Origin of the sequence: Quadrisphaera sp. RL12-1S, from assembly GCF_014270065.1 — a bacterium.
Classification (GTDB): Bacteria; Actinomycetota; Actinomycetes; order Actinomycetales; family Quadrisphaeraceae; genus Quadrisphaera.
Genome location: NZ_JACNME010000006.1, coordinates 175,054 through 186,726, shown reverse-complemented (window position 1 = coordinate 186,726; position 11,673 = coordinate 175,054). Strand labels below are relative to the sequence as shown.

At 75.2% G+C, this 11,673-nt stretch carries 10 protein-coding genes; 4 read left to right on the top strand and 6 right to left on the bottom strand.

What is annotated here, in order from left to right; translation table 11 throughout:
* Positions 1 to 45: 45 nt before the first annotated feature.
* The gene (locus H7K62_RS23975; protein ID WP_222437569.1) at positions 46 to 1,602 is read right to left on the bottom strand and encodes a xylulokinase; all 1,557 of its coding nucleotides are present in this window, start codon (positions 1,600 to 1,602) and stop codon (positions 46 to 48) included.
* Positions 1,603 to 1,796: 194 nt separating this feature from the next.
* On the opposite strand from H7K62_RS23975, the gene H7K62_RS13400 reads away from it, so the two are divergent.
* The 3 genes from H7K62_RS13400 (at position 1,797) to H7K62_RS13390 (ending at position 5,245) form a co-directional block, all read left to right on the top strand.
* Positions 1,797 to 2,510: a hypothetical protein gene (locus tag H7K62_RS13400; protein WP_186718980.1), complete on the top strand. Its 714-nt coding sequence runs from the start codon at positions 1,797 to 1,799 to the stop codon at positions 2,508 to 2,510.
* A 140-nt stretch (positions 2,511 to 2,650) separates the two neighbouring features.
* Positions 2,651 to 4,243 (top strand): PepSY-associated TM helix domain-containing protein, encoded by a 1,593-nt coding sequence (locus H7K62_RS13395; protein ID WP_222437568.1) that lies wholly within the window; start codon positions 2,651 to 2,653, stop codon positions 4,241 to 4,243.
* A 165-nt stretch (positions 4,244 to 4,408) separates the two neighbouring features.
* Positions 4,409 to 5,245, top strand: coding sequence for a triose-phosphate isomerase (locus tag H7K62_RS13390; protein ID WP_370591765.1), 837 nt, complete (start codon positions 4,409 to 4,411; stop codon positions 5,243 to 5,245).
* A 103-nt stretch (positions 5,246 to 5,348) separates the two neighbouring features.
* Here the strand turns inward: H7K62_RS13390 and H7K62_RS13385 are convergent, their stop codons facing one another.
* Positions 5,349 to 6,062 carry a hypothetical protein gene (locus H7K62_RS13385; RefSeq protein ID WP_186718978.1) on the bottom strand — a complete coding sequence of 238 codons (714 nt, stop codon included), beginning with the start codon at positions 6,060 to 6,062 and terminating at the stop codon, positions 5,349 to 5,351.
* Between the two features lie 468 nt (positions 6,063 to 6,530).
* Between H7K62_RS13385 and H7K62_RS13380 the strand changes: the two genes are divergently transcribed.
* Positions 6,531 to 7,208 (top strand): TetR/AcrR family transcriptional regulator, encoded by a 678-nt coding sequence (locus tag H7K62_RS13380; protein ID WP_186718976.1) that lies wholly within the window; start codon positions 6,531 to 6,533, stop codon positions 7,206 to 7,208.
* A 76-nt stretch (positions 7,209 to 7,284) separates the two neighbouring features.
* On the opposite strand, the gene H7K62_RS13375 is transcribed toward H7K62_RS13380, so the two are convergent.
* From H7K62_RS13375 to H7K62_RS13360, 4 genes are all read right to left on the bottom strand, one after another.
* Complete coding sequence (locus H7K62_RS13375; protein ID WP_186718974.1) at positions 7,285 to 7,533, bottom strand: hypothetical protein; 249 nt, start codon at positions 7,531 to 7,533, stop codon at positions 7,285 to 7,287.
* A 216-nt stretch (positions 7,534 to 7,749) separates the two neighbouring features.
* Positions 7,750 to 9,723 (bottom strand): glycoside hydrolase family 127 protein, encoded by a 1,974-nt coding sequence (locus H7K62_RS13370; RefSeq protein ID WP_186718972.1) that lies wholly within the window; start codon positions 9,721 to 9,723, stop codon positions 7,750 to 7,752.
* 49 nt (positions 9,724 to 9,772) lie between these two features.
* Positions 9,773 to 10,570: a carbohydrate ABC transporter permease gene (locus tag H7K62_RS13365; RefSeq protein WP_370591775.1), complete on the bottom strand. Its 798-nt coding sequence runs from the start codon at positions 10,568 to 10,570 to the stop codon at positions 9,773 to 9,775.
* A 134-nt stretch (positions 10,571 to 10,704) separates the two neighbouring features.
* Positions 10,705 to 11,649, bottom strand: a complete 945-nt coding sequence (locus H7K62_RS13360; RefSeq protein WP_222437567.1) for a carbohydrate ABC transporter permease — start codon at positions 11,647 to 11,649, stop codon at positions 10,705 to 10,707.
* Positions 11,650 to 11,673: the final 24 nt, after the last annotated feature.

Here is an 11,673-nt window from a genome sequence, read left to right as displayed (position 1 = left end):
GCGCAGGTCCCCGTCCGGCAGACACCGGACGGGGACCCGCCGGCCTCAGGAGTGCTCGACCGCCGCCCGCTCCACCGGCAGGGCCGCCACGTAGCGCCGCAGGTACGCGTCGAAGCCGGCGACGTCGCCGTCGTCGGGGTCGAGGGTCTCGAGCGCGGCGTCGGCGAAGACGGCCTCGTCGAGGTAGCCGGCCAGCGACCGCCGGTCACCGGCGTCGGCCGCGGCCGTGTAGGCGGCGAGCACGGCGATGCCCCAGGCCCCGCCCTCGGCGGCGACGTCCCCCACCGACACCGGGGTGTCGATGGCTGCGGCGAGGTGGCGCTGCGCGACGCCCTTGGTCCCGAAGACGCCGCCGTGGGCGAACATCCGGTCCAGCCGGACGCCCTCGGCGGTCAGCACGTCCATGCCGATCCGCAGCGTGGCGAAGGCCGCGTAGATCTGCGTGCGCATGAAGGTGGACAGGTCGAAGGGGCTGCCCGGGGTGCGCAGGAAGAGCGGCCGGCCCTCCTCGAGCTCGGTGATCGGCTCACCGGAGAGGTAGTTGTAGGCGAGCATCCCGCCGCCGTCCGCGGCGCCCTCCAGCGAGGCCTCGAAGAGGGTGCGGAAGACCGTCGTGTCGTCCAGCGGGGTGCCGGCGGCTGCCGCGAACTGCTTGAACAGGCCCGCCCAGGCGTTGAGCTCGGACGCGCCGTTGTTGCAGTGCACCATCGCCACCGGGTCGCCCGCCGGCGTGGTGACCAGGTCCAGCTCGCGGTGGACCTGCGACAGCGGGCCCTCCAGCACCACCATCGCGAAGATCGACGTGCCGGCGCTGACGTTGCCGGTGCGCGGGGCCACCGAGCCGGTGGCCACCATGCCGGTGCCGGCGTCACCCTCCGGCGGGCACAGCGGTGCGCCGGGCTGCAGGGCACCGCTGGGGTCCAGCAGGCGCGCCCCGGCCTCGGTGAGGTGGCCGGCCACCTCACCGGCGCTGGCCACGCGCGGCAGCACGTCGGCCAGCTGACCGGCGAACCCGGCCTCCGCGAGGACCCGCTGGGCGGTGGCCAGGCGGTCGGCGTCGTAGGTGCCCGTGGCGCTGTCGATGGGGAAGACGCCGCTGGCGTCACCGACGCCGAGGACGTGCTCGCCGGTGAGCGCGTGGTGCACGTACCCGGCCAGCGTGGTGGCCGTCGCCAGGCGCGGCAGGTGCTCCTCGCCGTCCAGCACGGCCTGGTGCAGGTGGGCGATGGACCACCGGTGCGGCACGTTGAAGTCGAGCGCTGCGGACAGCTGCTCCACGGCCTCGCCGGTGTTGGTGTTGCGCCAGGTGCGGAACGGCACCAGCAGCTCGTCGTCGGCGTCCAGTGCGAGGTAGCCGTGCATCATCGCGGAGACCCCGAGCCCGGCCAGGCGCTCCAGCACCACGCCGTGCTCCTCGCGCACCGCGGCGGCGACCTGGCCGAAGGCGTCCTGCAGGCCGGCGCGCACGTCCTCCAGGGAGTACGTCCACAGCCGGTCCACCAGCTGGTTCTCCCAGGTGTGGCCGCCGGTGGCCAGCACCCGGTGGTCGGGTCCGATGAGGACCGCCTTGATGCGCGTCGAGCCGAGCTCGATGCCGAGCACCGCCCGTCCCTCAGTGATCTCCGTCGATGACCGCGTCGCCACGGGCACAGCCTGCCCGATCCGTGGGAGCGTTCACACCCTGGGGCCCCGGACGGAGGCCGCGCGCGTCCTCCGGACGGAGGTCGCCCGAGCGCGGGGTGACCGGCCGCGCCGAGTCCGACCACTGCCGCGGGCCGCTCGGCTAGCGTGCCGGTGTGCTGGACCCGCGAGCAGGCGCGCTGCGCGCCGCCCGCGCCCTCGCGCTGGCCGTGACCGCCGTCGGCATCGCCGCGGGGGCCCACCTGCTCGGGGGCGGACAGCTGCCGCCCCCGCTGCTCCTGGCCGGCGTGGTGGTGGCCGCGGTGTTCGCCGCGCACGCCGCGACGGCGCTGCGGCTCACCCGGCTGGGCGCCCTGGGGCTGCTGGGCGCGGCCCAGCTGGCGCTCCACACGGCCTTCGGGCTGCTGGCCCCGGGGGCCGCCGCAGCGCCCGGGGGGTCGCTGGCCTCGGCGGCCGCGCACGTCCACGGCGGCGTCCGCGCCGCGGCACCCGCGGCAACCCCCGAGCTGGCCGCCGACCTGTCCCTGCGGGTCCCGGCCGCGGGGGCGGAGACGGCGTGGTCGATGGCGTCGATGGCGTCGATGGGGCCCTCGACGGGCTCCGCGCTCGACGCAGCGCCCATGCTGGTGGCGCACGTGGTGGCGACGGCGCTCACCGCCGTCGTCCTCGCCAGTGCCGACAGGTCCCTGTGGCTGCTGGGCGCGTGGCTCGCGCCGCTCGTGCTGCTCCTGGTCGCGCGGGTCCCCCTGGTGCCCTCCCGGCCCGGCGCCCCCGTCCCCGTGGCCCCCGGCACGGCGTCCCACCAGCCGGCGCTGAGCCGCGGCCTCACCCGCCGCGGGCCGCCCCGGCGCCTGCTCGCGCCGGCCTGACCGAGACCCCCTCCCGGGGACCGCGGTCCCCGTCGGCGTGCTCCGCCCCCTGCAGACCCCGCTCACCACGACGACGACGCCCGCCGCCACGCGCTGGCCGCTGCGCGCCGCCGCTGGTCGCCGCACGCCCGGAGGACCCCGTGACCGCTCCTGACCTGACCCCGCCCCCCGACCCCGCCGACCTCGTCCCGCGCGCCGGCGCGCCGCGCCTGCCGACGCCCCGCGCCGCCGCTGCCGGTCCCGAGACCCGGCCGCCGCTCGCGTCGTCGACGTCGTCGTCGCCCTCGCCGTGGTCGAGGCTGCGGCCGCTCGTGCTGCGGCTGCACTTCTTCGCCGGTGTGCTCGTGGCTCCGTTCATCCTCGTGGCCGCCACCACGGGAGGCCTGTACGCGGTGGCCCCGCAGGTGGAGCAGGTCGTGTACGACCGCGTGCTGCACGTGCGGCCCGCCGCCACGGCCGTCTCGCTCGACGCGCAGGTCAGCGCCGCGCTCGCGGCGCGCGGGGCAGGGGCCGAGGCGGCCCTGCTCGCCGTGCGCCCAGCGCCGACGCCGTCGGACACCACCCGCGTGCTCTTCGACGACCCCTCGCTGGGGGAGTCCACCCGGCTGGCCGTCTTCGTGGACCCGGGCACCGGGCAGGTGCTCGGGCAGCTGCCCGTCTACGGCACCAGCGGCTCCCTGCCGCTGCGCGCCTGGGTCAGCGGTCTGCACCGCAACCTCCACCTCGGTGAGCCGGGGCGCCTCTACAGCGAGCTGGCCGCCTCCTGGCTGGCGGTGCTGGCCGTCACCGGCCTGGCGCTGTGGACCACCCGGCGCGTCAAGGCCCACCGCCTGCGCCGCACCCTGCTGCTGGAGGGGGCCGCCACCGGACGGGCCCGCACCCGGGCGCTGCACGGCGTCACCGGCACGTGGATGCTCCTCGGGCTGCTGGGCCTGTCCGCCACCGGCCTCACCTGGTCGGCGCACACCGGTGAGCGGGTGACCGCGCTGCGCTCGGCCCTGGCGTGGGAGACCCCCTCCGTGGACACCGCCCTGCCCGGGACCGCGGGGACTGCCGCCGCCGGGCACGAGGGTCATGGGTCGACATCGACGGGGACGGGGACGGGGACGACGACGGGGACGGCGACCGGTGCACCGGCCGCGCAGACCGCCGACCTGCCCGCGGACGTCAGCGCCGTCCTGGGCGCCGCCCGCGCGGCCGGGCTGCAGGCGGGGAAGGTCGAGGTGCGCCTGCCCGCTGACGCGAGCTCGACCTGGAGGGTCGACGAGGTGGACCGCAGCTGGCCCGAGCAGGTCGACAGCGCCGCGGTCAGCGTCGGGGAGCCCCTGGTGGTCGGCGGCGCGCCCAGCGCCCAGGTGGTGGACGTGGTGAGGTTCTCCGACTACCCGTTCATGGCCAAGATGGCCCGCTGGGGCATCGACGCGCACTCCGGGAGCCTCTTCGGCCTCGCCAACCAGCTGGTGCTGCTGGCCCTCGCCGCCGGCATCGTGGCCAGCACCGTCTGGGGTTACCGCATGTGGTGGCAGCGCCGGCCCGACAGGTCCACCCGCTGGGGCGTCGGCCGACCGGCGCAGCGCGGAGCGCACCGGTGGCTGCCGCTGCCGGCGCTCGTCGTCGTGGTCCTCCTCACCGCGGCGGTCGGGTGGGCGATGCCGGTGCTGGGGGTGAGCCTGCTGGCGTTCCTGGTGGTGGACGCCCTGGTCGGCGCGGTCGTCCGGGTCCGCACCCCCTGACGGCACCGCGCCTGCGCGCCGCGTCCGCCGCAGCGCGGGTCGTGGCGCGCAGGCGCGTGGTCGTCCGAGGGCGGGGTTGCGCGGCCACCGCCCCGGCGGCGGTGGAGGAGGGCGCGGGAGGACCTGGCGGCGTGCCCGGTGGCCGGTGCCGACAGGATCGGCACCGTGGACGCTGCGCAGCGCTGGGTGGGTACCAGCTGGAAGATGACCAAGACCCGCGCCGAGGGGGTGGCCTGGGCCCGCGCGCTCGTGGACGCCGCCGCCGCACGGGGCGGGGACGCGGCCTGGGCCGGCGTGCAGCCCTTCGTGGTGCCCCCGGCCACCGCGATCAGCCAGGTGGTCGAGGCACTGGACGATCCCGGGGCGCGCCGGGTGCTGGTGGGCGCGCAGGACGCGCACTGGGAGGACTCCGGCGCGTGGACCGGTGAGCTGTCGGTGCCGCAGCTGGCCGACGCCGGCGCGCAGCTGGTGGAGCTGGGGCACTCCGAGCGGCGCGAGCACTTCGCCGAGACGGACGAGCGGGTGGCGCTGAAGGTGGCCGCGGTGCTGCGGCACGGCCTGCTGCCGCTGGTGTGCGTGGGCGAGACCGCGCAGCAGCGCGACGCCGGCCGCTCGGTCGACGTCGTCCTCGCCCAGGCCAGGGCGGCGCTCGGCCCCGCGGGGGACCAGCGGTGCGTGCTCGCCTACGAGCCGGTGTGGGCCATCGGCGAGCGAGGCCGCGAGGCGCACCCGGAGGAGGTCGCACCCGTGGTGGAGGCGCTGGCCGGCCTCGTGCGCGACACCGGGGGAGGCCCCGCGCGCAACCCCGTGCTCTACGGGGGGTCGGTGACCGTGGAGGGCGCACCGGGTGTGCTGGAGGTGCCCGGGGTGGACGGGCTGTTCGTGGGGCGCACCGCCTGGCGGGCGGAGGGCTTCACGGCGCTCCTCGACCTCGCCGCGGGTCGACGGGCGCCCGGGCGGGAGAGCCGGCCGGGTGGGGGAGCGTCGCCGGACGCCCTCTGACCGGGCCCACGACCGACCGCGACGTCTCGAGCGGCGCGCGGTCTGCCCACGCGCTCCCCGGTCACCCCGTGGCCGGGGAGCGCCGTCCCGTCAGGGCGGTGGCTCAGCGGTGGGGGACCCCGCGCGCGGAGCGCCAGAGATCGGCGATGCGGCTGCGCCGAGGAGGTCCGCCCGGGCTCCCCTCTGACGCGCGGCCGCGGGTGCCACGGGCCGCGGGCTCAGCGGGCTGCTCCGGGGTGGCGGACGGCTCCACCAGCGCAGCCTCCTCGTGCGTGAGCACCGGGCGCAGGCTGCCCACCACCGCCAGGGCGTACGCGGTGTGGCGGGGGTCTCGCCGCAGGGCGTCTCGCGCGGCCTTGAACAGCACGGCGCGGGTGGGGTGACCGGCCCCGGCGAGGAGGGCGAGCGCAGCTCGCAGCACGACGGGGTCCGCGTCGGGGGCCGTGGCGATGAGCGTCGCCAGGTCCTGGCAGCCCTGGCGCTGCGGGTCCAGCTTCGCCAGGAGTGCGGCGTGCGCGGGGCCACGGGTGGCGGCCGAGGGGCCCGCGAGCTCGTCCGCCAGCGCGATCACAGCACCGGGGAGCAGGTCGAGGCCGGTGGGGAGCCGGTCCACCAGCTCGGTGAGGTCGTGGTCGTCGCACGCCATCGCGGCCACCCAGGACCAGGCGAAGGCGTGGGGGTGCGTCGACTCCTCAGCCAGCTCGACCTGGACCGTTCCGGGCCGGCTGGGGGCCGGCCCCGCCGAGGTGCTCTGGTGCGGGGGGTGCGGGCCTGCCGGCCGTGGGACGCCCAGCCGCAGGGGCTGGGGCTCAGCCACGCCAGCTCCTGGTCGCCGCGGGGGCGCCCCTCTCCGGCGCGCCGCCGGACGGTGCCCGTGCTTCCTCACCCGGACGGGCCGGCTCGGTGCGGGGCAGCGGACGAGGCAGCACCTGGGAGGTCTGCACGCTGAGGTCTCCTCTTCACGTGGACGGCGCACGCTGTGGGCTGGGTACCAGGGGGAGCCGCCGGGCGAGGAGGCTGGGGGAACCCCTCCGCCCGGCGGCGGTCCGCAAAGCCGTCGACCGCCGCGACGATCCGGCAGCTGACGGCGAGGAGGGCGGGTGCCAGTGGGGGGACCTGGCAGGTGCTCCCGCCGCGCTCGGTGCGAGTTGAGACTAGCCTCAGTTTTGGGTCGAGATCCAGCAGACACCCGCGTGACGCGGCCAGGAGGTCCGGCGCCCGTCGTCGCGCCGCCGAGCGGGAACGAGCGGCGCTGGTGCGGGGCTCCGCTTGCTAGCGTCCGGTGGTGCAGTCCACCGAGCTCCGTCCGTCGCAGCCACCGGGCGGAAGCGCAGCGCCGGGGCGGGAGACCAAGGGGGAGCGGACGCGCCGGGTCCTGCTGCTCGCTGCTGCTCAGCTCTTCGCGGACAAGGGGGTCGACGCCACGTCGATCGTCGACATCACCAAGGCGGCCGACGTCTCGAACGGCACCTTCTACACCTACTTCAGCAACAAGGCGGACGTGGTGGCCGCCGTCCACCACCTGCTCATCACCGAGGCGCTGAGGGCCCCGTCGTTCGAGGACTGGCGCCCCACCGACATCGAGACGAGCACGGCGTCGGGGGTGCCCGCGGCCCTGCAGCTCGTCGCGCGCGACCCGGTCCTGGGGGCGCTGTGCCTCCGCGCGATGCAGCCCGGAGGGATGATGCACGACTTCGCCCTGGCCAGGATGGTCGAGTGGTGCGAGCGGGCTGCCGCCCAGGGCCGCACCCTGCCGTTCGGCCCCCACCAGACGGCCAGGATGTCGCTGGCCCTCATGGTCTGCGGGATGCAGATGGTCCTGGACGGGGAACCCCTGGAGGAGACCCAGCGAGCCACCACGGAGAGCGTGCTGCTGGTCCGGGGCTACCCGTACGAGGAGGCGGTGCGCACGGCCGCCCGAGGAGCCTCGCGGCCTGCGGCCGCAGGGGCGCGCGGCGACTAACGGGAACCGCTCACCGCCCCAGGCCCTGCTTCCGGCTCCCGTCGGCAGGTGGCAGCAGGAGCCGGAGCGGTCGGGGTCAGGCTGTGCCGCGGATCTCGAAGGAGTCCCGGGAACCGACCAGCCCGGGGTCGGGGAACTGCGACCGTCCCCGGTAGTTCGACGTCGTGCGGCCCAGGTCTGACGGGGCTGTGCGCACGGACGAGTCGCGACCGACCTCCTCGCCGTCGGCCTCCAGGACGGCCGTGGTGGTGCCGTCGGCGTTGGGTGACAGGGACAGCTGCACGCTCACCCGGGTCTTGAGGGGGAAGGCGTACGTGGTGCGCACCTTCGACTCCGCCTGCGGCCCGGGCGGCGGGGACGCAGACCTGGCCCACGGCGCCGGCCAGGACGCCGGTGGCGGCGGCTCCCAGCAGCTGACGGCGACTGAGCTGGAAGGCGGGGTTGTCGTGCGTCATCGACGTCGCTCCGTGTTCGTCATCGAACGGCAGGGAAGGGGAAGCGGAGGTGCAGGGGCTCGGGGAGTCTGGCTCGAGGGGCCGGGTCAGCGCTCGGCGTCTCCCAGCCAGACGCGCATCTCCCCCGGGCCGCGGTTGGCCCAGGCGTAGTAGGGGACGAGCGTGAGGTCGGTGGGGACCCGGTGCGGCGGCTCGTCCTGGTACAGGCCCGAGCCCTCGCGCACCACGCGCTCCCCGCGCATCTGCAGGCCCACCACGCCGGGCAGGCCCGGCACCTCCACCGGCCGCGGCTCGGCGCGCCGGCCCACGCGCAGGTCGACGAGCGGGGCGCGGTTGTCGGCCTCCTCGGCGGCGTACACGAACGGCCCGCGGGTGAGGACCACGTGCCCGGCCTCGGAGGTGACGCGGGGGTCGGCCCAGAGCCGGCGCGTCTGCACGCCCAGCTGGAGGTCGAGCTCGTCACCGACGCGCCAGGTGCGGGTGACGCTGAGGTAGCCGTCCTCTCCCACGTGCTCCGCGGCCTCCAGGGGTGCACCGTCCACGGTCACCGCGGTGGAGGAGGCCCAGGCGGGCACCCTCACCGAGAGGGTGAACGGGGCGCCGGTGGCCTGCGTGACGACCAGCGTGGTGCGGCCGCCCCACGGCGCAGTGGTCGTGACGTCCACGGCCGCCTGGCCGGCCGACGTCTCGAACACCACCGACCCACCCAGGTGCAGGTGGACGAGCAGCTCGTCGGGCGCCTGGGCGAAGGCGTAGGTGCCCAGCGAGGTCAGCAGCCGGGCGATGTTCGGCGGGCAGCACGCCACCTCGAACCACTCGTGGCGCTCGACGCCGCCACGGCTGGCCAGGACGTTGTCGTAGAAGAAGCGCTCGCCGTCCTCGGAGATCCCCGCCAGCACGGCGTTGTGGAGGGCCAGCTCCATGACGTCGCCGTAGCGGCGGTCCCTGTCGATGCGGAGCATCCGCTGGGCCCACATCACCAGCCCGATGGCCGCGCACGTCTCGGCGTACGCGGTCTCGGTGGGCAGGTCGTAGTCACGGGTGAAGCCCTCGTTGACCACGGTGCTGCCGATGCCGCCGGTGACGTAGGTGCGGGTGGACAGCAGGTGGCACCAGAGCCGCTGGCACGCCTGCAGGAGGGAGTCGTCCGCGTCCTCCAGCGCGAGGTCGGCCATCGCGGAGTAGAGGTACATGGCCCTCACCGAGTGGCCGACGGCCTCGTGCTGCTCGCGCACGGGGGCGTGCGCCTGCAGGTACTCGCGGGTGCGGCCCGGGTGGTCGAGCCCGGCGAAGTGCTCCCCGAACCACCCGGGGGTGCCCCGCCGCTCGGCCTCGGCGTCGAAGAAGTACGGCTCCTGGCCGCGCTCCTCCACGAAGTAGCTGGCCAGCTCGAGGTGGCGCCGCTCACCGGTCGCCCTCGCGAGCTTCACCAGGGCGAGCTCGACCTCCTCGTGACCGTCGTAACCGCGCAGCTGGCCCGGACCCCGCCCGAAGACCGTGCCGATGTGGTCGGCCAGGCGGACGACGACGTCGAGCAGCGAGGTCTTGCCGGTGGCGGCGTGGTGGGCCACGCCCGCCTCGATGAGGTGGCCGGCGCAGTACAGCTCGTGGGCGTCGCGCAGGTCGGTGTAGCGCTGCTCGGGGGCGACGGTGGTGAAGTGGGTGTTGAGGTAGCCGTCGGGCTGCTGGGCCGCGGCGAGCAGCTCGATGACGGCGTCGACGTCCGCGTCCAGGGCGGGGTCCGGGTGGGTGGCCAGGCTGTTGCTGGCCGCCTCGATCCACTTGGCGACGTCGCTGTCCCAGAAGACGTGGGGCACCCCGTCCTCAGGGGCGGGGGCACCCGCCAGGGCGCGCAGGTGCCCGACGCGCTCGAGCTGGGCGCGCTGGACCGGGATGGTGCGCAGGCGCACCTGGTCGATCCTGGGGCTCCAGAAGGCGTCGTCGACGACGACGTCGCGCAGCGGCAGCGGCGTGGAGACCGCTGTCGAGGCAGCGGCGGCGGTGGTGAGCGGGTGGGCCGTCTCGGGCGCGTCGGTGCGCGGCGGCAGCGTGGAGGTCATGGGTCGCCCCTTCGAGGGTGGGTTCGAGGTGCTGGTGGGGGAGGGGCGCTCAGCCCTTGAGGGCGCCGGACAGGAAGCCGGCGACGTAGTGGCGCTGCAGCACCAGGAAGACCAGCACGCAGGGCAGGGCGAGGACGACGACCCCGGCCTCGGTGGCGCCGTAGTCCACGACGCCCATGACCTGGCTGCGCAGGCTGGCCACCGCCAGCGGGAGGGTCTGCTTGCTGGTGTCGCTGATGAGGACCAGCGGGGTGATGAAGTCGTTCCAGGCGGCGAGGAAGGCGAACATGCCCACGGTGATCAGGCCGGGCTTGACCGCTGGCAGGAGCACCCGCCGCAGGGCGCCGAAGCTCGTGCAGCCGTCCACCATGGCCGACTCGACCAGCTCGCGCGGCACCGCCTCGAAGGAGATGCGCATCATGAAGGTCGCGAACGGCAGCTGGAACATGGTCATCACCAGCGCCACGCCGAGCAGGCTGTTGGACAGTCCCAGCCCGTTGAGCAGCACGTACAGCGGCAGCAGGAGCGTGGCGTAGGGGACCATGAGGATGGCCAGCACGGTCAGGAAGAGCGCGTTCTTGCCGGGGAAGCTGAACCACGCGAAGGCGTAGCCGCCGAGGGTGGAGACCACGAGGGTGAAGACCACTGTCAGGGCCGAGACGACCGCGGAGTTCCAGAGGAAGGCGACGATCCCGGCCTGGTAGCCGGCGAGGGTCTCGTAGTTGCCGAACCCCCAGCCCACGGCCTGGGCGGTCCCGCCCTGCGGGCTCACCGAGGCCACCCCCGCCCAGAGCAGGGGAGCCAGGAAGAGCAGCGCCAGCGCCCCGGTCAGCACGTACCGGGGCATGGCCGTCACCGCGCTGCGACCGCCGTGACCGCCGCGACCGCTGCGACCGCCGTGGGTGTCGAGGGCCGGGGGGACGAGCGCCGGCGTCGGCTCCGGAGTGCTGGAGGTGCTCGGGGGCGTGGTGGTGGTCATGGTCAGTCCTCCTTGCCGCGGAGCCCGCGGAACTGCACGACGTTGATGACCAGGAGTGCCGCGAGCACGATGATCGAGAGGGCGGCGGCGCGGCCGAGGTCGTTCTTCCCGCCGAAGGCGGTGTTGTAGACCAGCTGCACGAGGGTGATCGTGCTGTTGTCGGGACCGCCCTTGGTCAGGATGTAGAACTGGTCGAAGGCCAGCAGCGAGCCGGTGACGCACAGGATCGTGCACAGCGCCAGGGACGACCGCAGCAGCGGCACGGTGATCTGCCAGAAGATCTGCCACCTGCGGGCACCGTCCATGCGCGCCGCCTCGTAGACCTCGTTCGGGATTCCCTGCAGGCCCACGAGCAGCAGCAGCATGTAGAAGCCCGCGAAGCGCCAGACGATGAGGACGACCGTCGAGACCAGCGCTGAGGTGGGGGTGCCCAGGAACGAGATCGTGCCGACGTCGAAGCCGAGCAGGCGCAGCAGGCCGGGGACGGGCGAGGCCTGCGGGGAGTAGAGCGCGTAGAAGAGCAGCGAGGCGGACGCCAGGCCGAGCGCGCTGGGCAGGAGGAAGGAGGTGCGCAGCACCGAGGTCCAGCGGCTGGACTCCTGCACCAGCACCGCCAGTCCGAGGGCGAGGGCGATGAGGATCACCGTGGTGACGGCGGTGTAGGTCAGGGTGAACCGGACGGCCGGCCAGAAGAGGCGGTCGCCGACGGCGTCGGTGAAGTTCCCGGGGAAGTTCACGCCGCGGTCCCCGGCGAACAGGCTCCAGTCCGAGACCGACATCCGGAGCACCAGCAGGGTCGGCAGGACGAACAGGACGAGCACGAACAGCGCGGTGGGGGCGGCGTAGGCCCAGCCGAGCAGCTGCCCTCGGGCGGGGCGGCGCCGGCGGAGCCGCCGTGCCGCTGCTGGGGGCGTCGCCTCCGGGGGCGCGGGGGTGCTGACTGCCACGGTGGTCTCGCTCTCGGTGGTCTC

What these genes read in the sequence shown, in the direction of transcription:
- H7K62_RS13370 (WP_186718972.1), bottom strand. Translation starts at nt 9,723, where the DNA reads ATGACCTCCACGCTGCCGCCGCGCACCGACGCGCCCGAGACGGCCCAC.
- H7K62_RS13365 (WP_370591775.1), bottom strand. Translation starts at nt 10,570, where the DNA reads ATGCCCCGGTACGTGCTGACCGGGGCGCTGGCGCTGCTCTTCCTGGCT.